Origin of the sequence: Conexibacter woesei DSM 14684 (genome assembly GCF_000025265.1) — a bacterium.
Lineage (GTDB): Bacteria > Actinomycetota > Thermoleophilia > Solirubrobacterales > Solirubrobacteraceae > Conexibacter > Conexibacter woesei.
Window position 1 is genome coordinate 6,284,893 of record NC_013739.1, and the last position, 22,434, is coordinate 6,307,326.

The 22,434-nt window shown below is 73.1% G+C and carries 23 protein-coding genes and 1 tRNA gene; 18 read left to right on the top strand and 6 right to left on the bottom strand.

The features are described 5' to 3' along the window. The first annotated feature begins 48 nt into the window (after positions 1-48). From moaC to CWOE_RS29525, 10 genes are read left to right on the top strand one after another with little or no spacing between them, the layout of a single operon-like run. Complete coding sequence (gene moaC, locus CWOE_RS29480; RefSeq protein WP_012937323.1) at positions 49-528, top strand: cyclic pyranopterin monophosphate synthase MoaC; 480 nt, start codon at positions 49-51, stop codon at positions 526-528. Between the two features lie 9 nt (positions 529-537). Next, positions 538-1,023, top strand: a complete 486-nt coding sequence (locus CWOE_RS29485; RefSeq protein ID WP_012937324.1) for a MogA/MoaB family molybdenum cofactor biosynthesis protein — start codon at positions 538-540, stop codon at positions 1,021-1,023. Positions 1,024-1,033: 10 nt separating this feature from the next. Next, positions 1,034-1,687 carry an ATP-binding cassette domain-containing protein gene (locus CWOE_RS29490; protein WP_160165578.1) on the top strand — a complete coding sequence of 218 codons (654 nt, stop codon included), beginning with the start codon at positions 1,034-1,036 and terminating at the stop codon, positions 1,685-1,687. Next, positions 1,684-2,355, top strand: a complete 672-nt coding sequence (locus CWOE_RS29495) for a heme exporter protein CcmB (RefSeq protein ID WP_012937326.1) — start codon at positions 1,684-1,686, stop codon at positions 2,353-2,355. The genes CWOE_RS29490 and CWOE_RS29495 overlap by 4 nt, the downstream gene beginning before the upstream one ends. Positions 2,356-2,359: 4 nt before the next feature. Continuing rightward, the gene (locus tag CWOE_RS29500) at positions 2,360-3,157 is read left to right on the top strand and encodes a cytochrome c biogenesis protein (RefSeq protein ID WP_012937327.1); all 798 of its coding nucleotides are present in this window, start codon (positions 2,360-2,362) and stop codon (positions 3,155-3,157) included. Beyond that, on the top strand, positions 3,154-3,363 hold the full coding sequence (locus CWOE_RS29505; RefSeq protein WP_012937328.1) for a hypothetical protein: 210 nt from the start codon (positions 3,154-3,156) through the stop codon (positions 3,361-3,363). Before CWOE_RS29500 ends, CWOE_RS29505 begins: the two co-directional genes overlap by 4 nt. After that, on the top strand, positions 3,360-4,700 hold the full coding sequence (hemA, locus tag CWOE_RS29510) for a glutamyl-tRNA reductase (protein ID WP_012937329.1): 1,341 nt from the start codon (positions 3,360-3,362) through the stop codon (positions 4,698-4,700). Before CWOE_RS29505 ends, hemA begins: the two co-directional genes overlap by 4 nt. Next, on the top strand, positions 4,697-5,641 hold the full coding sequence (hemC, locus tag CWOE_RS29515; protein ID WP_012937330.1) for a hydroxymethylbilane synthase: 945 nt from the start codon (positions 4,697-4,699) through the stop codon (positions 5,639-5,641). The genes hemA and hemC overlap by 4 nt, the downstream gene beginning before the upstream one ends. Beyond that, the gene (gene cobA / locus CWOE_RS29520) at positions 5,638-7,116 is read left to right on the top strand and encodes a uroporphyrinogen-III C-methyltransferase (RefSeq protein WP_012937331.1); all 1,479 of its coding nucleotides are present in this window, start codon (positions 5,638-5,640) and stop codon (positions 7,114-7,116) included. The genes hemC and cobA overlap by 4 nt, the downstream gene beginning before the upstream one ends. Next, entirely contained in the window at positions 7,113-7,823 is a 711-nt protein-coding gene (locus CWOE_RS29525) for a biotin--[acetyl-CoA-carboxylase] ligase (RefSeq protein ID WP_012937332.1), read from the top strand. Before cobA ends, CWOE_RS29525 begins: the two co-directional genes overlap by 4 nt. A gap of 122 nt (positions 7,824-7,945) precedes the next feature. Here the strand turns inward: CWOE_RS29525 and CWOE_RS29530 are convergent, their stop codons facing one another. Further along, complete coding sequence (locus tag CWOE_RS29530; protein ID WP_160165579.1) at positions 7,946-11,446, bottom strand: DEAD/DEAH box helicase; 3,501 nt, start codon at positions 11,444-11,446, stop codon at positions 7,946-7,948. A 207-nt stretch (positions 11,447-11,653) separates the two neighbouring features. Between CWOE_RS29530 and CWOE_RS31745 the strand changes: the two genes are divergently transcribed. The 5 genes from CWOE_RS31745 to CWOE_RS29555 are packed head-to-tail and all read left to right on the top strand — an operon-like array spanning position 11,654 to position 14,739. Then, the gene (locus tag CWOE_RS31745; RefSeq protein WP_012937334.1) at positions 11,654-12,232 is read left to right on the top strand and encodes a TlpA family protein disulfide reductase; all 579 of its coding nucleotides are present in this window, start codon (positions 11,654-11,656) and stop codon (positions 12,230-12,232) included. Continuing rightward, a complete protein-coding gene (locus CWOE_RS29540; RefSeq protein WP_012937335.1) occupies positions 12,229-12,660 on the top strand; it encodes a GNAT family N-acetyltransferase in 432 nt (143 codons plus the stop codon). The genes CWOE_RS31745 and CWOE_RS29540 overlap by 4 nt, the downstream gene beginning before the upstream one ends. After that, positions 12,653-13,645: a galactose-1-phosphate uridylyltransferase gene (locus CWOE_RS29545; RefSeq protein ID WP_012937336.1), complete on the top strand. Its 993-nt coding sequence runs from the start codon at positions 12,653-12,655 to the stop codon at positions 13,643-13,645. The genes CWOE_RS29540 and CWOE_RS29545 overlap by 8 nt, the downstream gene beginning before the upstream one ends. 9 nt (positions 13,646-13,654) lie before the next feature. Beyond that, on the top strand, positions 13,655-14,083 hold the full coding sequence (dtd, locus tag CWOE_RS29550) for a D-aminoacyl-tRNA deacylase (RefSeq protein WP_012937337.1): 429 nt from the start codon (positions 13,655-13,657) through the stop codon (positions 14,081-14,083). Between the two features lie 11 nt (positions 14,084-14,094). After that, positions 14,095-14,739: a hypothetical protein gene (locus tag CWOE_RS29555; RefSeq protein ID WP_012937338.1), complete on the top strand. Its 645-nt coding sequence runs from the start codon at positions 14,095-14,097 to the stop codon at positions 14,737-14,739. A gap of 3 nt (positions 14,740-14,742) precedes the next feature. Here CWOE_RS29555 and CWOE_RS29560 read toward each other — a convergent pair whose 3' ends face one another. The 3 genes from CWOE_RS29560 to CWOE_RS29570 are packed head-to-tail and all read right to left on the bottom strand — an operon-like array spanning position 14,743 to position 18,552. Then, positions 14,743-15,711 carry an ABC transporter permease gene (locus CWOE_RS29560; RefSeq protein ID WP_012937339.1) on the bottom strand — a complete coding sequence of 323 codons (969 nt, stop codon included), beginning with the start codon at positions 15,709-15,711 and terminating at the stop codon, positions 14,743-14,745. A 52-nt stretch (positions 15,712-15,763) separates the two neighbouring features. Further along, the gene (locus tag CWOE_RS29565; protein ID WP_012937340.1) at positions 15,764-17,551 is read right to left on the bottom strand and encodes an ABC transporter substrate-binding protein; all 1,788 of its coding nucleotides are present in this window, start codon (positions 17,549-17,551) and stop codon (positions 15,764-15,766) included. Positions 17,552-17,586: 35 nt separating this feature from the next. After that, on the bottom strand, positions 17,587-18,552 hold the full coding sequence (locus CWOE_RS29570) for an ABC transporter permease (protein WP_012937341.1): 966 nt from the start codon (positions 18,550-18,552) through the stop codon (positions 17,587-17,589). 177 nt (positions 18,553-18,729) lie between these two features. Between CWOE_RS29570 and CWOE_RS29575 the strand changes: the two genes are divergently transcribed. From CWOE_RS29575 to CWOE_RS29585, 3 genes are all read left to right on the top strand, one after another. Beyond that, positions 18,730-18,803: transfer RNA gene (locus CWOE_RS29575), tRNA-Arg, on the top strand. 81 nt (positions 18,804-18,884) lie between these two features. After that, positions 18,885-20,024: an FUSC family protein gene (locus tag CWOE_RS29580; RefSeq protein ID WP_049793453.1), complete on the top strand. Its 1,140-nt coding sequence runs from the start codon at positions 18,885-18,887 to the stop codon at positions 20,022-20,024. Positions 20,025-20,028: 4 nt separating this feature from the next. Beyond that, positions 20,029-20,667, top strand: a complete 639-nt coding sequence (locus tag CWOE_RS29585; protein WP_148261224.1) for a hypothetical protein — start codon at positions 20,029-20,031, stop codon at positions 20,665-20,667. Between the two features lie 30 nt (positions 20,668-20,697). On the opposite strand, the gene CWOE_RS29590 is transcribed toward CWOE_RS29585, so the two are convergent. Further along, entirely contained in the window at positions 20,698-21,279 is a 582-nt protein-coding gene (locus CWOE_RS29590; protein ID WP_012937344.1) for an orotate phosphoribosyltransferase, read from the bottom strand. Continuing rightward, complete coding sequence (locus tag CWOE_RS29595) at positions 21,279-22,406, bottom strand: L,D-transpeptidase family protein (protein WP_012937345.1); 1,128 nt, start codon at positions 22,404-22,406, stop codon at positions 21,279-21,281. The genes CWOE_RS29590 and CWOE_RS29595 overlap by 1 nt, the downstream gene beginning before the upstream one ends. Positions 22,407-22,434: the final 28 nt, after the last annotated feature.

Below are 22,434 nucleotides of genomic sequence, written 5' to 3' on the forward strand. Positions count from 1 at the left end.
CAAGCCTGTCGCGGGCGCCGTGCGGCCGGCGGTGCGACACTTCGCCGCATGGGCGAGCTGACGCATCTCGACGAGCAGGGCCGGGCGCGGATGGTCGACGTCGGCGACAAGCCGGTCAGCGACCGTCGCGCCGTCGCGCGCGCGACCGTGCGGATGACGCCGGCGACGGCAGCCGCCGTGCGTGACGGCGACGCGCCGAAGGGCGACGTGATCTCGACCGCGCGGATCGCCGGCATCCAGGCCGCGAAGCGGACCTCCGAGCTGATCCCGCTGTGCCACGGTCTGCCGCTCTCCTCCGTCGACGTCGAGGCCGAGATCGACGCCGAAGCCGGCCGCGTGACGCTCACCGCGACCGCCCGCACCCGCGCCCAGACGGGCGTCGAGATGGAGGCGCTGACGGCCGCGTCGATCGCGGCGCTGACCGTCTACGACATGGTCAAGGCGCTGGAGAAGGGCGTCGAGATCGCCGAGGTCGTGCTGCTGGAGAAGTCCGGCGGCCGCTCCGGCGACTGGCGCCGCGGCGAGTAAGCTCGCCCGGTGCAGACCGCCGTCCTGACGATCTCGACGACGCTCGCCCGCGGCGAGGGCGAGGACCGCTCCGGCGCCGAGCTGGAGCGGCTGGCGGCCGCGGCCGGCTGCGAGGTCGTCGCACGCGACCGCGTCACCGACGACCGCTCCGCGATCGCCTCGGTCCTGCGCGGCTACGCCAGCGAGCGGCTGCCGCTCGTCTTCACGACCGGCGGGACCGGCCTGACGCCCGACGACCACACGCCCGAGGCGACGCGCGACGTGATCGAGCGCGAGGCGCCCGGCTTCGCGGAGGCGCTGCGCGCCGAGTCGCTCAAGCACACGCCGTACGCGATGGCGTCGCGCGGGGTAAGCGGGATCGCCGGGCGCACGCTGATCGTCAACCTGCCCGGCAGCCCGAAGGCGATCGCCGAGCTGTTTCCCGTGCTGGCGCCGGTGCTGGAGCACGTCGTCGCCCAGCTGAGCCGCGAGGGTGGACGCAGCGCCCGCCATTGAGCTGCGCGACGTGGGGCGCCGCTACGGCGAGCGCTACGCGCTGCGCGACGTGTCCGTGACGGTACAGACGGGCGCGACGCTCGTCGTCTTCGGCCCCAACGGCGCGGGCAAGTCGACGCTGCTGCGCGTGCTCGCGACGCTGCTGCGGCCGCACGGCGGCGAGGTGACCGTGCTCGGCGAGTCGCTGCCGAGAAGAGACTGGGCGGTGCGCGGCAAGGTCGGTCTGCTGGCGCACGACGCGCTGTTGTACAGAGACCTCAGCGCACGCGAGAACCTGCGCTTCCACGCCCGCCTGCACAAGGTCGACGAGGCGCGCGTCGAGGAGCTGCTGGAGCGCACGCGCCTGATCGGCCGCGCTGAGGACCCCGTCCGCACGCTCTCGCGCGGGCTGCTGCAGCGCGTCGCGGTCTGCCGCGCGATCCTGCACGACCCGCCGCTGCTGCTGCTCGACGAGCCGCGCGCGAACCTCGACCCGGCCGCCGCCGAGCTGATCGAGCCGCTGATCGGCCGCGCGAGCGGCCGTACGCGCGTGATCACCAGCCACGATCCGGCCGGCGGGCTGGCGGAGGCGGATGTCGCGCTCGGCCTGCGCGACGGCAGACCGGCGCTGCTGGCGGCGACCGGCGAAGTCGACGTGCGCGCCGTCGAGGAGCTGTACCGGTGAAGCCCACCATGGCGCTGCTGCGCAAGGATCTGCTGCTGGAGCGGCGCGCGCCGGAGTCGGTGCCCGCGATGCTGCTGTTCTCGATCACGACGTTCGTGCTGTTCCACTTCGGGCTCGGCAGAGACGCGGTCGAGGGCTCGCTGGCGGCCGGCGTGCTGCTCGTGACGATCCTCTTCGCCGCGGTCCTCGGCATCAACCGGCTGTTCGTCTCCGAGCAGGCGGAGGGTGGCTTCGACTCGGTCCTGCTGGCGCCGATCGACCGCACCGCGCTGTTCCTCGCGAAGGCGTGCGCGCTGTTCCTGTTCCTCGCGCTGGTCGAGCTGGTCGCCGTGCCGGCGTTCGCGATCCTGCTGCTCGGGCCGTCGCCGTGGGGCGCGCTGCCGGGCCTGATCGTCGTGCTGGCGCTCGTCAACGGGGCGCTCGCCGTCGTCGGCACGCTCGTCTCCGCGCTCGCGATTCGCACGCGCTCGCGCGACCTGATCGTGCCGATCGTCGCGCTGCCGCTGCTCGTCCCCGCCCTGATCGCGGCGGCGCGCTGCTGCGCGCCATTGCTGGCCGAGGGCGGCGCGTCGTGGCCCGCTGCGAAGTGGCTGTTGGTACTCGGGCTCTATGATCTCGTCTTCGGGCTCCTCGCCTACGCCGTCTTCGATTTCCTCATGGAGGACTGACCGCATGTACGGGAAGGGGCTGCGGGCGCTCACGCTCGCCGCCCTCGCCGCCCTCACCGTGACGTTCGCGCTCGTCGTCTTCTACGCGCCGAACGACGCCGACCAGGGCTTCATCCAGAAGATCTTCTACCTCCACGTCCCGGTCGCGATCATCACGCTGATCGCGTACGTGGTGGCCGGCGTGTTCGCGTTCAAGCACCTGCGCAGCGACGACCGGCGCTGGGACCTGCGCTCCTACGTGGTGATCCACATCGCGCTGATCTTCAACGTCATAGGCCTGATCAGCGGCGCGATCTGGGCGAAGGCGTCGTGGGGGCACTGGTGGGTCTGGGACGAGCCGACGCTCGTCTCGTTCCTGATCGTCTTCCTGCTCTACGCGACCTACCAGCCGCTGCGCTTCTCGATCGAGGATCCCGAGCGCCAGGCCCGCTACGCGTCGGTCTTCGCGATCATGGCCGGCGCCTTCGTGCCGCTCAACTTCATGGCCGTGCGGATGGCGTCGAGCCTCGTCCATCCGCGCACGTTCGCGACCGCCGACGGCGGCATGCCGGGGCAGATGATGTTCGTCTTCCTCGTCTCGCTCGTCGCGATGGGCCTGTTGTTCGTGCTGATGGTCAAGTACGAGATCACCCAGAAGAACGCCACCTGGCAGCTGCGCGCGCTCAGACGCCGGCTGCTCGGCGACGACGCCGTCGCCCCGCTCGGGCGCAGCGCCGCGCCGACGATCGCCCCCGACGACCAGCCGAACGGCCGCAGCGCACCCAAGGCACCTTCCCCCGGACGCGAGGAGATCGCGACGTGAACCCACTCGCCCTCCTCGCCGCCGCTCCCGCGGTGCCCTACGACAAGGCCGGCCGCTACGTCGCCGCCGCCTTCATCGTCTTCTTCGCGATCGTGCTGATCTACGTCGGGATCATGGCGACGAAGCTGCAACGGCTCGAGCGCGACCTCAGCGAGCTGAACGCCGCGCTCGACCGCCGCGACCACGAGCAGGACCCCGTCGCGTGAGCGAAGTGCTCGGCATCGGCGTCTCGCACAAGACCGCGCCGGTCGCGGTCCGCGAGCGGCTCGCGCTGACGCCCGGCAAGGTCGAGGCGTTCCTGCGCGACACGCTCGGCGTCGCCGACGTGCAGGAGGCCGTCGCGATATCGACCTGCAACCGCACCGAGGTCTACGTCGTCGCGAGCGACCCGGTCGAGGCCGAGACGCGCGTGCTGGGGATGCTCGCGCGCAAGGCCGGCATCCGCCCGACCGAGCTGGCCGGCTCGATCTACGCGCTGCGCAACTGCGACGCCGCCCGCCACCTCTACCGCGTCACGAGCGGGCTGGAGTCGATGATCGTCGGCGAGGCCGAGGTGCAGGGCCAGGTCAAGCGCGCCTACGACGACGCGCTCGCGGCGCAGTCGACCGGGCCGCTGACCAACCACCTCTTCCGCGCCGCGCTCGCGACCGGCAAGCGCGTCCGCAGCGAGACGCGCCTCGGCGAGCGGCGGCTCAGCGTCTCCTCGATCGCCGCGGCGCTCGCGGCCGAGCAGCTGTCCGGGCTGGAGCGGCGCGAGGTGCTGCTCGTCGGCGCCGGCGAGACGAGCGAGCTGGCGGCGCGCGCGCTCGCCGACCACGGCGTCGAGGCGATCTTCGTCGCCAACCGCCGCCGCGACCGCGCGATCAGCCTCGCGCAGCGCTTCGGCGGCCAGGCGACGAGCTTCGACGCGCTGCCGCAGGAGCTGGAGCGCGCCGACGCCGTCATCTGCACGACCTCCTCGCCGCACCCGATCCTCGAGGCCGAGGAGGTCGCGGCGGTGATGGACGCGCGCGACGGCCGCGCGCTGCTGATCATTGACCTCGCCGTCCCGCGCGACGTCGCCTCCGACGTGCGCCACGTGCCCGGCGTCGCGCTCTACAACGTCGACGACCTGCAGAGCGTCGTGCGGCGCAACCGCTCGGTCCGCCAGGTCGAGGCGCAGCACGCCGAGGGGATCGTCGAGGAGGAGATCCAGCGCTTCGCCGAGTGGCTCGGCTCGCTGGAGGTGCTGCCGACCGTCGGCGCGCTGCGGGCGCAGGGTCAGGCGATCGCGGAGCAGATCGTGCGCGAGAACGCCGGCCGCTGGGAGTCCGCCTCCGAGAAGGACCTCGAGCGCATCGAGGCGCTCGCGCAGGCGGTCGTCAACCGCATCCTGCACGAGCCGACCCTGCGGATGAAGGGCATGTCCGACGACCGCGTCCACCTGCGCATGCAGGTCGTGCGGGACCTGTTCGGGCTCGAGGACGTGCCGGAGGGGATCGAGGCGGAGCAGCCGCTCGCCGAGGTCCGCCAGCTGCGTCGTCGCGACGCGCCGCCGGCGTGAGCGTCCTGCGCATCGGCACGCGCGCCAGCGCGCTCGCGCTGGTGCAGGCCGAGCACGTCGCGAGCCTGCTGCGCGACGGCGGCGCGCAGGTCGAGGTCATCCCGATCACCACGAGCGGCGACCGCGGCAGACTGCTCGGCGACAAGTCGCGCTGGGTCAAGGAGCTGGAGGCGGCGCTGCTCGCCGACGAGGTCGACGTCGCGGTCCACTCGGCCAAGGACGTCCCGGCGGAGCTGCCGGACGGCTTCGTGCTCGCGGGCGTCCCGGCGCGCGCCGACGCGCGCGACGCGCTCTGCGGCGCCGCGTCGCTGGAGCAGCTGCCGGACGGCGCCGTCGTCGGCACGAGCAGCCTGCGCCGCGCCGCCGAGCTGCGGGCGCTGCGGCCGGACCTCGGCGTCGTCGCGCTGCGCGGCAACGTCGACACGCGCCTGCGCAAGCTCGCCGACGGCCAGGCCGCAGCGATCGTGCTCGCGGTCGCAGGGCTGGAGCGGCTCGATCGCGGCGCCGCGATCGGCGCCGTGCTCGACCAACTCGTGCCGGCGCCCGGCCAGGGCGCGCTCGCGCTGGAGACCCGTGCCGACGACGACCGCGCACGCGCGGCAGCCGCCGCGATCACCGACGCCGACGCAGCCGCGTGCCTCGCCGCCGAGCGCGCGCTCGTGCGCCGGCTCGGCGCCACCTGCCACACCCCGCTCGGCGCGCACGCCGTGCGGACCGCCGACGGCGGGCTGCGGCTGCGCTCGTTCGTCGGCCTGCCGGACGGCTCGGCGTGGCTGCGCGACGAGCTGAGCGCCGCCGCCGGGATCGACCCGGAGACGTTCGGCGTAGCCGCCGGGACGCGCTTGCTCGCGGCCGGCGCGGCCGAGCTGCTGGCGCGCGCCGAGCAGGCGGGGGCGGGCTCGCCGCCGCCCGCGAGCACGCCGGAAGGAGTGCCGCTGTGACCGTCCACCTCGTCGGCGCCGGTCCCGGCGACCCGGGTCTGCTGACGGCGCGCGCGCTGGAGCTGATCGCCGCCGCCGACACGATCCTCTACGACCGCCTGATCCCCGTGACCGCGCTCGACGGCGCCCGCGCGGACGCCGAGCTGATCTACGTCGGCAAGGAGGGACGCGGGCCGTCGATGCCGCAGGAGGAGATCGACCGGCTGCTGGTCGCGCACGGCTCGGCCGGCAAGCTCGTCGTGCGGCTGAAGGGCGGCGACCCGTTCGTGTTCGGACGCGGCGGCGAGGAGGCGCTCGTGCTGCGCGCCGCCGGGATCGCGTTCGAGGTCGTCCCGGGCGTCACGTCCGGGGTCGCGGCTCCCGCATACGCCGGCATCCCCGTCACCCACCGCGACCGCTCCAGCGCCGTCGCGCTGATCACCGGCCACGAGGACCCGGCGAAGCCGGAGTCGGCGATCGACTGGCCGGCCCTGGCCGGCTTCCCCGGCACGCTCGTCTTCTACATGGGCGTCAAGCAGCTGCCGCGGATCGCCGAGCAGCTGATCGCCGGCGGCCGTGCGCCGGACGAGCCCGCGGCCGTGATCGAGCGCGGCACACTGCCGCGCCAGCGGACCGTCGTCGCGACGCTCGCGACGATCGCCGAGACAGCCGCCGCGGAGGAGATCAGACCGCCGTCGATCACGCTCGTCGGCCCCGTCGCCGCGCTGCGCGGCGAGGGGCTGCGCTGGTTCGAGGAGCGGCCGCTGGCCGGTCGCACCGTCGCCGTCACGCGGGCGCGAGCGCAGGCCAGCGGGCTGGCGGCACGGCTGCGCGCGCTCGGCGCCGACGCGCTGGAGACGCCGGCGATTCGGATCGTCCCGGTCGACCCGGGCGTGGCGCTCGATCCCAGCGGCTACGACCTCGTCTGCCTGACGTCCCCCAACGGCGTCGCAAAGCTGTTCGAGCGGCTTGCGGCCGGCGGACGTGACGCGCGCGCGCTGGCCGGCGCGCGGATCGCCGCGATCGGCCCCGGCACGGCGCGGGCACTGCGCGAGCACGGCGTGATCGCCGACGTCGTGCCGGAGCGGTTCGTCGCCGAGGCGCTCGTCGAAGCGCTGGCGGACGTCCCGGTCAGCCGCGCGCTCGTCGCCCGCGCCCGCGTCGCCCGCGACGTGCTGCCGGACGCGCTGCGCGCTCGCGGCGCCGAGGTCGACGTCGTCGAGCTCTACGAGACGGTCGCGGAGCCGCTCGGCGACGACGCGCGCGGCGCGGCGCGCGCGGCCGACTACGTGACGTTCACCTCGTCCTCGACGGTGCGCTTCTTCCTCGACGCGCTCGGCGGCGCGGACGGGCTCGGCGAGCGGACACGAATCGTCTCGATCGGCCCGGTCACGAGCGCGACGCTGCGCGAGCTGGGGCTCGAGCCGCACGTCGAGGCGGCGCAGCACGACGTCGACGGCCTGGTGGCGGCGCTGCGAGCGGACGCGGCGTCGTGAGCGGCGCACTCGGCCATCCGCGCCTCCACCACCGCTCGATCGGCTCGACCAACGCCCGCGCGCAGGAGCTGGCAGTCACGGGAGCGCCGCACGGCACAGTCGTGACCGCGCGTGAGCAGACGGCCGGGCGCGGACGCCAGGGCCGCGCGTGGACGACCCCGCCCGGCACGGCACTGGCGGTCTCCGTCGTGCTGCGCGACCCGCCGCCGCTGCTGACGCTGGCAGCCGCGCTCGCCGTCGCCGACGTCGCCGTCGCGCTCGACCGCGAGCGGCGCGAGCCGGCGATCAAGTGGCCCAACGACGTCTTGCTCGACGGGCGCAAGGTCGCCGGGATCCTCGCCGAGGGAAGGCTCCAGGAAGGCTGGGCGGTGCTCGGGATCGGCCTCAACGTCGCGGTCGACCCGGCGGCGCTGCCACCGGAGGTGCGCGAGCGGGCGACGACGCTCAGCCGCGACCCGGCCGAGCTGGAGCGCGCGCTGGAGCTGCTGCTCGAAGCGCTGGGGCGCTGGCTCGACGTCGGCGACGAGGATCTGCTGGCCGCCTACCGCGCGCGCGACGCGCTGCTGGGCCGGCCGATCGACTGGAGCGGCGGACACGGCACCGCCGCGGGGATAGCCGACGACGGCCGCCTGCGGATCCGCACCGGCACGGGCGACGAGGTGCTGCTCGACGCCGGCGAGGTGCACCTCGGCGCACTGCCGCGCTGAAGCGACCGCGCACTCCGGCAGCCGCGCTGATCCGCGGCCGCGCTTCTCGCTTCCGCCGACCGCGCTCCTCGCGTCCACCGCGCGCGCTTGTGCGCGGCGGCGCTCCCGCTCCTGCCGCCGCGCTACTCCGCGGCGGCGGCGCTTCTGGCTCTCGCGGCTCTTCTCGCTCTGGCGGCGGGTCTTCTGGCTCTCGCCGCAGCTCTTCTGGCCGCTGCCGCAGGTCTTCTCGCCGCCGCGCCTCTCGCCGCGGCCGCTCTTCTAGCGGCGGCGGGTCTTCTCGCCGCCGCGTGTCTTCTCGCCGCCGGTCGTCTCGCTCTCGCCGCCGCACTTCTGGCAGCCGCCGAGGGTCTTCTCGCGCTCGCCGCCGCGGCTCTCGCGGCAACCGCTCTCCTGGCGACAGCCGCCGCTCTCGGCGCCGCCGCTCTTCTCGCGGCCGCCGCGCTTCTCGCGCCGACGGCTCTCGCTCTCGGCGCTCTCGCGGCTCTGGCCTGCGGCGCTCTTCTCGCTCTTCTCGCTCTCGGCGGCGGTATCGCCGGCCTCGCCGTGCCGTTGTCGCCGGCGGCGGCGCGCACAGCGTCGGCGGCAGCCGTGACCGCGTCGATCGCCGTCGCGGCGGTGCGGCGCCCGCGCGGGCGCTGCAGCTCCTCGACAACCGACGGCACCAGCTCCAGCTGGTGATCGGCAGCGTCGGCGGCAGCGCTGCGCGCTCTCGCCGCTCTCCTGCCCCTCGCGCCCCTGCCGGCGGCGGCAGCTCTCGTGCCCGTGGCGGATCTTCTGGCGGCGGCCGATCTCCTGCCCGCGGCGCGTCTCGCCCGCGAGGCGGCGACCGGCGCGACCGCGACGAGCGGCGCCGGTTCCGGCTCCGTCTGCAGCGTCGGCACGGCTTCCGCCTGCTCGACCACGGCCGCCGCGAGTATCTCGTTTCTCGGTGTCTCGGCACCGGCGACCTCGTCGCCGTCCGTCGCGGCCGCACTTGCGTCGCGCGAGGAGCGCTGCGACCCAGCCGCGTCCTGCGCTTGCGCCGTCGCGCCGTCCGCGGCCGCACGGCGGCCGCGGCCGCCGCGGCGTCTGCGTGAGCCGCGTCTGGAGCGGGCAGGGGCCTCGTCGCCGCTCGTCGGCGCGCCCAGCGCCTCGTCGAGCACCGCGGAGTCCGGCCCGTCCCCGTCGACGGCCTCGGTCGCCGCCGCGGTCGCGGCGAGCTGCTCCTCAGGCGCGGCGCCCTCCTTCGCACCCTTGCGGCGGCGGCGCGCGCCGCGCGAGCGACGGCCTCTGGGGAAGTTCCTCAACAGCTCGCGGGCGAGCGCGGACGGCTTGCGGGCCATCCTCGTGCGCGCGCCGCGGAGCGCCTCCTCCGCCTCCGGCGTGTGCGCCAGCGCGGCGGCGAGCAGCGCGGCGGAGAGGCGGCGGTCCTGTCTGCGCGAGGCGTGCACCAGCCTACGGGCGTTGCGCGCGTGCGCCCCGCCGGAGGAGTTGACGAGCAGGCCGAGCAGGCGCTTGGTCTCGGGCCAGCGCTGCACGGCGTACTCCTCGTGCACCTCACGCGTGTACTCGGCCATCCGCCAGATCCACGCGTTCGCTTGGTCCCTACGGCCAATCCTCTTCTCGGCGAGCGCCTGAAGCATGATCTTGACGCCCTCGCGCCGCTCGTCGCGGGGCCACGTCGCCATCAGGTCGATCGCCTGGTCGAACGCCTCCGCATCCCTCGCGGCGGCGATCTCCTGGAGCGCCCTCAGTCGCAGCTGCGCGTTGCGGTTGCGCTCGACCGCCGTGATCAGGAAGCGCCGCTTGAGGTCGCCCTGGCGGTCGAAGTGGAGCATCGCTTTCGCGCGGCGCCAGCCGTTGGGCGCGACGCGCGCGCCCGCGAGCGCGGACCAGACGTGCTGCTCGCCGTAGTCGAGGTGGTCGACGGCGATCCGCCACAGCTCGCGCTCGAAGACCTCGGCGCGGCGGTCGGGATCGGGCGTCACCGGCAGCACGCGGCGCTCGACGCGCACGCGCCGGCCGCGCCCGCGGCGGACCGGGCCGACGACGATCGCGCCACCGCGGTAGACGTCGCGGTCGAGCAGCGAGTGAAGCGTGACGACAGCCTCGTCGTGCTTGGTCGCAGGGTGGACGAAGTCGACGACGATGCCGGCCTCCTTCCCCTGCTGCCGGCGCGTGACGCGGCCGACGCGCTGCTGGTAGATGCGCTTGGAGGCCGTCGGCGCGAGGTGCATGCAGACCGTCGCGCGCGGGGAGTTCCAGCCCTCCGCGAGCAGCTGCGCGTTGATCAGCACGTCGATCCGGCCGCGCTCGTAGTCGGCGAGGATCCGCGCCAGCTCGCGCTTGGGCGTCTCGCCCGAGACCGCCTGCGCCTTCATGCCGACGTCGCGGAACGCCTGCGCGACGTTGTAGGCGTGGCGCACGCCGGCGGTGTAGACGACGCCCGGGACGTTGTTGAAGCGCGATCTGTAGAGGTCGGCGATCGCGAGGTTGAACGGCAGCTGATCGAGCAGCTCGGCCAGCATCTCCTGATCGAACTCGGTGTCGACCTCGCCGCGCCGCAGCGGCACCTTCGCGATCGTGCGGACGCCCGGACCGGGCGGGATGCGGATGCAGCGCAGCGGCGAGATGACGCCGCGGCGGGCGGCCTGCGCGAGGTCGAAGCGCGACGTCTGCGTCGGGAACAGGTCGGTGACGTGGCGGGCGATCAGCGCGCCCGTCGCGGTCATGCCGACGAAGACCGGGCCGGCCCACTTGCGGATCGACGCGCTCGTCTTCTCGCCAAGCGCCGTGTGCGCCTCGTCGCAGATGACGATCGTGTAGGCGTCAGAGATCTTGCCGGCGTTGCGGACGAACCACTGGTAGGTCTCGACCGTGACCGGGCCCCTCGCGCTGTCCTGGCCCGCGAGCAGCGGCGCCGATATGCGGTTGGCGTAGCCGCGCTCTCTCAGCTCGCCGTGGAACTGGTCGACGAGGTTGCGGCGGTGGGTCAGGATCAGCACGCCGCCGGTGCGCGACGCCTCGACGAAGCCGAGTGCGGCGACCGTCTTGCCGGCACCGGTCGCGTGCTCGAACCAGAAGCGGCGGGCGGCGTTGGGATCCTCCGGCTGCTCGGCCAGCTGGACCTCGTCGTCGCCCTCCTCGGCCTCGTCCTGCCAGTCCTGCGGCTCCTCGTCGGGCTCGCCCTCCTCGAGGTCGATCTCCTCCTCGCCGGGGATCGCGGAGGAGGCCAGCTCGACCGGCTCCTCTTCGGGCGGCGCCGGCACGTGCGCCACGCCGCTGCCGTTCCCGTTGGACCCGTTCCCGGTGCGCTGAACCTCCGCCATCAGGGCGGTCAGGGTTCCGGAGAGCGCGTCGACCTGGTGCGGGTTGAGCAGCGTCCCGTCGGCGAGATGGGCCTCCTCCTCGCTCAGCAGGCGCTCGAGGCCGACCAGCAGCGAGTACTCGCGCCGCCATTCGATCGACGGCACCTTCGCGCCCGCCTCGATCTCGGCGAGCGCAGCGTCGAGCGCGCGGCGCCGGGCACTGCCGGGCGCGAGCGCGTCCGCGGCGTCTTCGCCCTCGTGGACGAAGCGCTCGCGTGTGAAGCGCTCAGCGGCCGCGATGGCGCGGGCGTCGGGAATTGGCGTCGATTCAGCCATGAACGGCATAGAGGCGGAGTGCCTCGCGATGTACGTTGCCTTTGGGATGAGGGACGAGCCGCGGTGCGTCTGTCGGCGGCTCAGAAGACCGGCGCGAGCCGGTGCACGGAAGGGTTCCTCACCAGCGCTCCCCCGTGCAATGCAGCAGGATATCCGTATTGAAGCAGATAGGGCGTCCTGATCGCCTGATGTGCCAAGCTTTTCGCGATGCGCGCCCCCGTCGTCCTGATCGCCTGCTGTGCGCTCGCGGCGGCTGTGCTGGCGGGCTGCGGCGGCGACGAGCCGTCCGCGAAGGTCCCCACGCCGGCCGAGGCGAGAGCCGCGCTGGCCGACGCGCCGCCCGCCCTGGCCTCGCTCCACGCCGACGCGAACGAGCTGCTGCCCGGTGGAAAGCCGGCGTTCGACAGACGCTTCGCAGCGCTCAGAGGGCACCCGTTCGTCGTCAACGTCTGGGCGTCGTGGTGCGGACCGTGCAAGGAGGAGTTCCCGGTCCTGCAACGCGCGGCTGTCAGATATGGAACGACGATCGGGTTCCTCGGCGTCGACACGAGAGACGTCGCGGAAGATGCGCAGGGGTGGCTGAGAAGACACTGGCTCGCGTACCCGAGCTACGTCGACGCCGACGGCAAGATCACCGACGCGGTCGGGATCCGCGTCGGCATCCCCGGGACCGTCTTCTACGACAGAGACGGCGAGCGGGCCTACATGCACCAGGGCCCCTACCGCGAGGACGCGGACTTCGAGCGGGACCTCCAGCGCTATCTCGGTGCGAAGCCGAGCTCGTGAGCGTCGAGATCCGCCGTGTCGCCAGCCGCAAGGAGCTGGACGCTGCGATGGAGGTCCGCGATCGGGTCTTCTGCGTCGAGCAGGGCGTGCCCAAGCGTGAGGAGATCGACGGCCGCGACGGTGAGGCGCTCCACCTCGTCGCGGTCGAGGACGGCGTCGTCCTCGGCACCTGCCGGCTGCTGTTCGTCGACCGCACGGTCCAGTTCAGCCGGCTCGCGGTCGACGTCGCGGCCCGCCGCCGCGGGATCGCTACGCGGCTGCTGCAGGCCGCCGACGCCGAGGCGCTCGACGCCGGCGCGAGGCGGATCGTCCTGCACGCGCAGACGTACGCGCGCGACCTTTACCTCGCCGACGGCTACGAGCCGCGCGGACATGTCTTCGTCGAAGCCGGGATAGAGCACATCGCAATGGAGAAGCGCCTTGCCTGAGGTCCGCGTCGACCCGCTCACGGGTCTCAAGACGATCGTCGCCGCCGAGCGCGCGGGTCGCCCCGGCGCGGGGCTCAGAGCCGAGCCCGGGCCGCCATTGGACCGTGAGAGCGATCCGTTCGCCGAGGGCCACGAGGACCGCACCCCGCCTGAGGTGTTCGCGGTCCGGCCGGGCGACGGCCCCGCCGACACGCCCGGCTGGACGGTGCGGGTCGTGCCGAACCTCTATCCGGCGCTGGCGCCGGAGCCGGCCGAGCCGCCGCCGCTCGAGCGCGACGCCCAGCCCGACCTCTTCACGACCGCACCTGCCTACGGCGCCCACGAGGTGATCGTCAACGCACCGCAGTCGGTCACGTCGCTCGCGGCGCTCGAGCCGGACCAGGTCGCGGCGGCGATGGAGGTCTGGCGCGAGCGGATGCGCGTGCACGCGCCGGGCGCCTCCTACACCCACCTGATCGTCAACGAGCGGCGAGAGGCCGGTGCGTCGCTGCCGCACACGCACGCCCAGCTCTACGCGCTCGGCTTCGTGCCGGCGGCGGTCGCCCGCGAGCGCGAGCGCTTCGGCGCCTACGCGGTGCGGACGATGGGCGGCAACCTGCTCGCCGACCTCGTCCAGGAGGAGGTCCGCCGCCGCGACCGGATCGTCGCGATCGACGACGAGGCGGTCGCGATGGCGCCGTTCGGCAGCCGGCTGCCGTACCAGCTGATGATCGTGCCGCGCCAAGCGCGCGCCCACTTCGAGGACGACGGGCCGACCGCCGCCGCGCTGCTGCACGACGTGCTCAACCGGCTCGGCCGCCGGCTCGGCGCGCCGCCGCCGCTGAACCTCTGGATCCGCACGGCGCCGCGCGGCGCCGACCACTTCTGCTGGCGGATCGACGTGATGCCGCGGCTGACCCACCTCGCCGGCCTGGAGCTGGGGACCGGCCTGCACCTCAACATCGTGGCGCCCGAGCAGGCCGCCGCCGAGCTGCGCGAGGCGTAGGGCCGCGGGGTGCGAGCGCTCGTCCAACGCGTCGCGCGCGCGAGCGTGCGCGTGGACGGCGAGACCGTCGGCGAGATCGGCGCCGGGCTGCTCGTGCTGCTCGGCGTGACGCACGGCGACGGCGAGCGCGAGGCGCTGCGACTCGCCGAGAAGGTGCGCGCGCTGCGCGTCTTCCCGGACGCCGACGGCCGCATGAACGAGCCGCTCGGCCCGCGGCGCGAGGTCCTCTGCATCAGCCAGTTCACGCTCTACGGCGACGCGCGCAAGGGCACGCGGCCGAGCTACGTCGCAGCCGCGCCGCCGGACGTCGCGGCGCCGCTGTACGAGCGCGTCTGCGAGCTGCTGGACGCGCGCCGCGGCGTCTTCGGCGCCCACATGGAGGTCGAGCTGGTCAACGACGGACCGGTCACGCTGCTTGTCGAGGTGGCGCCGCAGTAGGCTCCGCAGCTATGCCGCCGACCGATCGCTACGTCATCCGCTTCGCCGCCGAGCCGCCGCAGGAGACGCTCCCGTACGGGCGCTGGGCGGACACGCTCGCCGGCTGGTTCAAGGCCGCCGTCGCCGAGATCGACCCGGGCGACGAGGAGCTCGGCAACGCCGGCGAGATCGTCTGGTACCCCGACCGCACGTACGGAACGCGCACCTACGTCCCCGCGACCGCCCGCACGACCGAGGGCTACGAGCTGTTCGGCTACGTCTCCTTCGGCGTCGGCGACAACGGCGCGCCGGACGACTTCGCGGCCCACGCGGACTTCACGAGCGAGACGGCGGACGCGAACCCCGACTGGCAGATCGACCTCAACGAGGAGGTCATCGGCAGCTGGCGCGGCGAGGGCGGCAGAACGGCCGACATCACGCTGATCTGGGGCGTCCCGCTCGTCAAGAACGGCGCGATCGTGACCGCCGAGCTGGCCGACCTCTCCGTCGACCAGTGCGAGCTGGTCGACTACCGCTTCACACTCATTGCGCCGGACGCGTACCGCTCCGACTTCCTCGACGTGAAGCTGTTCTCGGCCGCCGGCGACGAGCTTGCGCGCGAGTCGCTCTACGTCGAGGACGACGACGAGGACGAGGACGACTCCACCGAGGAGTAGCGCTCAGCGGGCGTCGTAGCGCACGCGCGGGTCCAGCAGCGCGTAGACGAGGTCGACGACGAGGTTCGCGACGACGACGCAGAGCGCCGCGAGCAGCACCGTCCCCTGGATCACCGGGAAGTCGGCGTGGTCGATCGCGTCGAAGCCGAGCCGCCCGATGCCGGGGATGTTGAAGACCGTCTCGACGAGGATCGCGCCGCCGAGCAGAACGCCGATGTCGACGCCGAGCAGCGTCACGACGGGCGTGATCGCGACGCGCACGCCGTGGCGCAGCACCACGCGGCGCTCGGAGATCCCCTTCGCGCGCGCGGTCCGGACGAAGTCCAGCGACATCGTCTCGATCAGGCTGCCGCGCAGCATCCGCGCGTAGACCGCGGCGAACGCGCCGGCGAGCACCAGCCACGGCAGCAGCAGCGCGCCGAACCAAGCGCCGGGGTCATCGGTCAGCGCAACGTAGGAGTTGGCGCCGGGCAGCAGCGGGAACTGGCCGATGTCGTCGGCGAACAGGTACAGCGCGACGAGGCCGACCCAGTAGACGGGCGCGGAGACCGCGATCAGTGCGCCGCCCATGAAGAGCCGGTCGGCCCACGTCCGGCGGTGCAGCGCGGAGACGATCCCGATCGGGATCGCGATCGCCAGCCACAGCACCACCGCGCCGAGCGTGAGCGAGATCGTCGCCGGCAGCCGGTCGGCGATCAGCGACTTCACCGGCGCGTCGTTGTACCAGCTGTAGCCGAGGTCGAAGTGCAGCACCAGCGCCTTCAGGAAGGTCCAGTACTGCACCGGCAGCGGCTCGTCGAGTCCGAGCTGGCGGCGGATCTGCGCAAGCGCCTCGGGCGAGGCGTTTCTGCCGGCCCGCAGCAGCGCGGGATCGCCCGACGGCAGCACGTAGAACAGCACGAACGTGAGCAGGCTCACGAACAGCAGCAGCACCAGGCTCCACAGCGCCCGGCGCACGACGTAGCGGATCATCGCCGCCGCGCCCCGGAGGCGCCGCGGCGGCGATGCCCGGCCTGACGCGGCGCTATCTCAGGGAGCTGTAGGCGAAGTCGCAGTGCCCCTGGTTCCACAGCTGGTTGGCGCAGCGGACGTCCTTTGAGGAGATGACCGGCTGCTTGTCCCACAGCCATGGGATCGCGGCACCGGTCTCGGTGATCATGCGATCGATGTTCGCCCACGCCTCGGCACGTTCCTGCTTGTCGACGACCAACTCCGCTCTCGCCATCGCCGCATTGATTCTCGGATCGTTCAGCTGCGGCCAGTTCGAGTTGGTGCCGTCCTCCTGCGAGATCGTCGTGCCGTTGAAGGCGGCGTCGAGCACCGTCTGCGGATCGGCGAAGTCGCGTATCCACCCGAGGATCGGGCAGACCTCGGCTCTCGCCTTCGGCGACGCGCAGAATCTGCCGTACATCGTGTCCGAGTCGACGAGCCGCAGCTTCGTTCTGAAGCCGAGCTGTCTGAGCGCCTCGTCGACCAGCTGCGAGTCCTTGTCGGCCGGGTCGCCGGAGACGCCGACGACCTCGACCGTCTCTCTGCCGGTGTATCTGCCGTCGGGGTAGCCGGCCGCCGCCATGTACTTTCTCGCGATCGCCGGGTCGCCGGCGGGGTTCGCGAGGAAGTCGAGCTCCGGGCCTCTCATCCCGCCGGCCTCCTCGAAGCCGGCGACGCCGGGGTAGAGGAGGTGCGTCGCTATGTCGCCGATCGAGGCGCCGCCGCGGACGAGCCGCATCTGCTCGCGGTCGAGCTGCGCGGCGACCGCCTTGCGCAGGTCGGGATCGTCGAACGGCGGGATCGCGGTGTTGAGCGCGGCGTAGCGGTTGCCGGCGCCGGGGCTGAAGAAGATCTGCTCCGGGTAGCGCTGGACCGCGCGCTTGACCGTCTCGGCGGTCGGCGTGTCGCCGAGCGTCAGGCCGCTGCCGTCGAGCACCTGCCGGCCGGCGACGTTCGGCTCGTTGCCGACCGACCAGTCGATGCCGTCGAGGTAGGCGGGCCGCCCGTCGGTCGCGGCGTCCCAGTTCGGGTTGCGCACGAGCTCGAGTCTGCGACCGGGCACGATCCCGTTGCCGAGCGCTCTGCCGTTCGCGTCGGCGGCGAACATGTACGGCCCCGACGAGATCTGCCAGTTGCCGTAGTCGGTCAGCTCGCCCTCCGGCTTGTCGTCGAATCTGCTCGCGTACTCCTGCGGCACGGGAGCCGACAGCGGCAGCGTCGTCGCCTGCGCGAGGACGCCGCCTGTCGGTCTCGTGAGGCGGAAGACGATCGTCTGCTCGTCGGGCGTCTCGATCCCGGCGATCGGGCCGCCGTCAGCTCTGTCGACGCCGACGAGGTCGCCGTAGTACGTCGGCGCGTAGGGGTTGCCGACGCTCGGATTGAAGCCGCGCTCGATCGCGTACTTGACGTCTCTCGACGTCACCTCCCGGTTCACCGGCGGGCCGAATCTCACCCCTCTGCGGATTCTCACCGTGACGGTTCTGCCGTCCGCCGAGATCTGCGGCTGGGAGGCGGCGAGGTCGGGCTCGATGTCGGTCGGGTTCTCGGGCGCGTAACGGTAGAGCGGGCGGACCGTCCCGGAGAGCAGGTTGAACGCGGCGCTCGAGTAGGTCACGCCCGGGTCGAGCCCGCTGACGTCCTCCTCGGTGAGGACTCTCAGCGTCCCCCCTCTTCTGCCGCCGGCGCCGCTGTCCGCTCTCGCGGTCGTGCGGGCGTTCCCGCCGCCACCGTCGTCGTCGCCGGACCCGCACGCGGCGATCGTCGAGGCGAGGGTCATGCAGAGGAGGCTCGCGATGAGCGTCCGCACGACGAGTCGCGGCATGGTCGGTCCTTTCATCTTCAATGTCGGGGGGAGCGTCACTGTGAAGTCTTCGGGTCGAGTGCGTCTTGGAGGCCGTCACCAAGCAGGTTGAATGCCAGCACGGTCACGAGCAGGGCCGCGCCGGGGAACACCATGTACCACCATTGCGTATCGAAGTTGGGTGCTGCGTCAGCAATCATCGAGCCCCAGCTCGGTGTTGACGGTGACACCCCGACGCCCAGGAACGACAGCGCCGCTTCGAACAGGATCGTCTGCGGGACCATCAGACTTGAGTAGACGATGATCGGGACGACGAGATTCGGAAGGATCTCACGCAGCAGGATGTAGCGATCCGAGGCGCCCATCGCCCGCGCGGCGTCGACGAACTCGCGCTCGCGCAGCGACAGCACCTGCCCGCGCACGAGGCGCGCCGTCATCGTCCAGCCGACCACGACGATCACCAGCATCACCGTCCGCAGGCCGGGCTCGATCACGCCGCCGGCGCAGCCGTCGCCGAACGAGCAGGCGGAGGCGATCCCGAGCCCGAGCAGGAGGACCGGGAACGCGAGCATCACGTCGACCAGCCCCGACAGGAGCGTGTCGACCCAGCCGCTGAACCAGCCGGCGACGAGGCCGAGCGCGACACCGAGCGCGACCGCGATCGCCGTCCCGACGATCCCGACGAAGAGCGAGACGCGCGCGCCGTAGACGGTGCGAGAGAAGACGTCGCGGCCGAAGTCGTCGACGCCGAAGAGGTGCTCGGCGCTCGGTCCGGCCGGCGCGCCGAACTCGTCGAGCGCGCCGCTGTCGCGCACGTTCGGACCGGGGGCGCCCGCGAGCTTCACGACCAGCGGCGCGAACAGCGCCACGAGCACGAGCAGCACGACGACGACGAGCGCCGCCATCGCGACGCGGTCGCGACGCAGCCGGCGCCAGAACAGCTGCCGCGGCGAGCGCTCGACGAAGGTCCCGCCCAGCTCCGCGCGGGGGTCCTGCAGCAGCCCGGGGGCGCCGAGACTCATCCGGCGTCCACCGCCGGCCCCATGCCTCCCGATTGAGTAGCTCGTGTCATCGCAGTCATCCCGAACCGACCGACCGCGTTTCCAGTTCGCCCGCGCTGGCCCAACTCCTGTCTACCCCATCCCTGGCCCATAGCACAGGCTTGCAGCGTATTCCTGAACCATTACGCTGTTCCACGCGCCCCGGTAGCTCAGCTGGATAGAGCGACTCCCTCCTAAGGAGTAGGCCGCAGGTTCGACTCCTGCTCGGGGCATCCGAGCTTTTTCAAGTAGTCAGAGGGCGCATTCCACCACCCCGAACGACGCGGTTCGCGCGCTCCGGGCATGCTCTGAACGTGTTCCTTCCGCCGAACCGCCAGATGCGGATCCAGAGCCGTCTGGACGACGTCCGCCGCGCCGCGCTGCCGATCGCGCAGGCGTCGCTGGCGGCAGGCGTCGCGTGGCTGATCGCGACCGACGTGTTCGGGCATCAGCGGCCGTTCTTCGCACCGATCTCGGCGATCATCTGCCTCGGCGCGACGTACGTCGAGCGCGGTCGCCGCACGGTCGAGCTGATGATCGGCGTGACGCTCGGGATCGCCGTCGGCGACCTGTTGATCGCCGGCATCGGCGTCGGCACGTGGCAGCTGATGCTGGTGATCGCGCTCGCGATGGCGACCGCGGTGTTCGTCGGCGGAGGCCCGATCCTCGTCACGCAGGCGGCCGTCTCCGCGATCCTCGTCGTGACGCTGCAGCCGCCCGACCAGGGGATCTACTGGGGACGGATGATCGACGCGTTCACCGGCGGGCTGCTGGGGATCGCGGTGTCGATCCTGCTCCCCGTCGACCCGCTCGCGCTCGCTCGCCGCACGGTGCGACCGCTGTTGGACGAGCTTGCCGGCGCGCTCGACGACGTCGCCGACGCGCTCGACGCGAACGACGCCACGGGAGCTGAGCGGGCGCTCGCACGCGCTCGCGCGCTCGACGACAAGGCCGGCGCGTTCCACCACGCGGTCCTCGCCGCCGGCGAGACGGCGCGGATCGCGCCGCCCCGCTGGCGCACGCGCGGCCAGCTGGCGCAGTATGCGCACGCCGACCCGCAGCTCGACAACGCTGTCCGCAACACGCGCGTGCTGGCGCGCGGCGCGCTGCGCGCGCTCCAGCTCGGCGACCACGTCCCGCCCGGGATCGGCCACGCGCTGCGCGACCTCGCGACCGCCGTCCGCGACTTCGACGCCGCGCTCGCGACCTCGCCGGACGACCGCAGCGGCGTGGCCCGCACGGCGGCCGTGCGCGCCGCCGCACGCGCCACGCTCGTGCTGGAGCGGACCGGCAACCTCTCCGTCAGCGTGCTCGTCGGACAGGTCCGCTCGACCGCCGTCGACCTGCTGCGGGGACTCGGTCTCGACGGCGACGACGCGCGCGCCGCCGTGCGCGCCGCGGCGCGCGAAGTCGCGACGGAAGAGCTCGCAGCGCCGCCGGAGCGCGTAGGGTGAAGGGATGTCGAGGTCAGGGCGACGTGCCGTGCTGCTCGCCGGCTGCGCGCTCTCCGCGGGCGTGCTGACGGCGACGGTCTTCAGCAGCCGCAACGAGAGCGGGCAGGCGAAGACGATCACGGTGCCACCGACCGCGTCGACCGCGAACGTGCCGGTCGCACCCGCCGGTCCGCAGCCGGAGATGCCCGCCGGCTGGCGTCGCGTGCGCGACGCCAAGGCCGGCTTCAGCGTCGGCCTGCCGCCGGGCTGGTCGTCGCGTCGCAGCGGCGGGACGCTCGTGCTCAGCTCACGCGACCGTACGCTCGCGATCGCGGTCGGCGCCGACCGCAGCGAGCCGGGCAGGCTCGCCGCCCCGCGCCGCTACGCGGGCGAGGCGATCGAGAGCCTGCGCGGGTACAGAGGGCTGCGCGCGACGCCGGCGCGGACGCTGGAGGAGACGCCGTACCCGGCCGCGCAGGCGACGGCGACCGGCACCTACGCGCAGACGGGCGTCAGACAGGCGATCACGCTGGTCGCGCTCCAGCGCCGCGGCGACGCGACCTTCACGCTGCTCGCCTTCCGCAGCGCGCACTCGCCCGGCAGACCGGCGGGTCGCGTCGTCGACCGCGTCGTCGACACGCTGCACGCCGAGCGGCCGGCGTGAGCTGAGCCCGGCGGCGCCGGGCTCAGGCACTCAGGCTCTGTCGGGCCGCTCGGGGTAGACGTCGTCGATCGTCGCGAGCGCGACGTACGGCGCCTGCGCAGCGTCCTCGATCGCGGCGGCGCCGCCGGCGAGGCGGTCGCAGATCGCGACGACGCCGCAGATCTCATGGCCCTCGGCGCGCACCGCTTCGATCGCGCGGATCGTCGAGCCGCCTGTCGTGACGACGTCCTCGACGATCAGGCAGCGGTCATCGGCGGTCAGCAGCGGCCCTTCGACGCGGCGGGCGAGCCCGTGGTCCTTCGTCTCCTTGCGAACGAAGAACGCCTTCACGTCGGCGCCGCCGGCGAGCGCGGCGCAGGCGAGCGGGTCGGCGCCCATCGTCATCCCGCCGACGGCGGTCGCGCCGAGCGCGGCGGCCTGGTCGGCGATCAGCACGCCGGCGGCGAAGAACGCCTCCGGCAGCAGGACCGCCCGCTTCGCGTCGATCAGGTACTGGGCGACGATGCCGCTGGTGAGCGTGACCTCGCCGATCACGAGCGCGTGCTCACGCAGCGCGGCGACCAGGCGCGTGCGCGCCTCGTCGGCTCCGAAGGGTCGTTCGACGAAGGCCACTAGTAGTAGACGTCGATCTGATCGCCGAGCCGGACCCAGTTGTAGACGAACAGCGCGTCCGGAATCGGGATCCGCAGGCAGCCGTGGCTGGCGGGGTAGGTCGGAACCGACTTGTAGCCGTGTATCGCGTAGCCGCGGATGAAGTAGCTGGAGTGGACCATCTCTCTGTTGTTCACGCCGGGCTGCTTCCAGTAGAAGCGGAAGTTGCCGAGCACCGTCGGCGTGACCGACGCGCCAGAGCTGGTCGTGTACGCGCGGTAGACCTTGCCGTTCTCGATCAGCGCGAGCACCTGCTGGCCGAGGTGGGCCTCGACGTGGCGGCCGTGCTGCGGATAGCGGACCTTGAAGCCGCCGACGCCGCGCAGCAGCTTGTCGACGACGGCCGCGTCGAGCGTCTGCAGACGGGACATCCCGTTGACCTTGCGGTACGCCTCGATCGCGCGGCCGGTGCCGCCGTCGTAGACGCCGTTGCGCGGGACCGCGTAGCCGAGCTTGGCGAGCTTCTGCTGGAGGATCCCGACGAACGCGCTGCGCGTTCCGAAGCCGGCGACCGGCGCGACGACGTCGACGGCGGCGGCCTTGGAGGCCAGCTCGCGCTGCTCCGGCGTTCTCGCGTGGGTGGCGAAGACTCTGAACTCGCCCGGCTTGCCGGCCGTGAATCTGGCGCTGAACGTCGCCGTCTGCTTCGTCTTGGACGGCTTCGGCGTCACCGTCACCTGCTTGGCGAGTCTGCTGCCGTTCCAGACTCTGATCGTGACCTTCTGGTTCGGCACGTACGGCACGATCCGCCCGCCGATCTCGACGTCCTTGCCGGGCACGGTCACCGTCTCTCTGCCGAGTCGGTACACCTCGCCGTCGAGCCACACGCCGATGCGCCCGCCGGCCTGGGGCGCGGCCGCTCTTCTTCTGTCGCCCGGCTGCGGCTCCCCCTTCGCCTTCGGCTCCGGCGGCGCGTCGGCGTCCGATCTCGGAGCCGCCGCGACGGCGGCGGGGTCGGCGGGGACGGTGGCGGTGGTGGCGGCCGGCACGACCGGCTCGACGGGCGCGTCCTGGGCGGACGCGACGGCCGGAGTCGCGGCAAGCGCGAGCGTCGCGGCGAGGGCGGAGACGGCAGTACGACCGGTCATATGCCGCGGAATCCTAGAGGAGCGGGCA

Bases quoted from the DNA above. Each gene is read 5' to 3' on its own strand.
- moaC (WP_012937323.1), top strand. From the start codon at position 49: ATGGGCGAGCTGACGCATCTCGACGAGCAGGGCCGGGCGCGGATGGTC.
- CWOE_RS29500 (WP_012937327.1), top strand. From the start codon at position 2,360: ATGTACGGGAAGGGGCTGCGGGCGCTCACGCTCGCCGCCCTCGCCGCC.
- CWOE_RS29530 (WP_160165579.1), bottom strand. From the start codon at position 11,446: ATGGCTGAATCGACGCCAATTCCCGACGCCCGCGCCATCGCGGCCGCT.
- CWOE_RS31745 (WP_012937334.1), top strand. From the start codon at position 11,654: ATGCGCGCCCCCGTCGTCCTGATCGCCTGCTGTGCGCTCGCGGCGGCT.
- CWOE_RS29555 (WP_012937338.1), top strand. From the start codon at position 14,095: ATGCCGCCGACCGATCGCTACGTCATCCGCTTCGCCGCCGAGCCGCCG.
- CWOE_RS29560 (WP_012937339.1), bottom strand. From the start codon at position 15,711: ATGATCCGCTACGTCGTGCGCCGGGCGCTGTGGAGCCTGGTGCTGCTG.
- CWOE_RS29565 (WP_012937340.1), bottom strand. From the start codon at position 17,551: ATGCCGCGACTCGTCGTGCGGACGCTCATCGCGAGCCTCCTCTGCATG.
- CWOE_RS29570 (WP_012937341.1), bottom strand. From the start codon at position 18,552: ATGAGTCTCGGCGCCCCCGGGCTGCTGCAGGACCCCCGCGCGGAGCTG.
- CWOE_RS29585 (WP_148261224.1), top strand. From the start codon at position 20,029: ATGTCGAGGTCAGGGCGACGTGCCGTGCTGCTCGCCGGCTGCGCGCTC.
- CWOE_RS29595 (WP_012937345.1), bottom strand. From the start codon at position 22,406: ATGACCGGTCGTACTGCCGTCTCCGCCCTCGCCGCGACGCTCGCGCTT.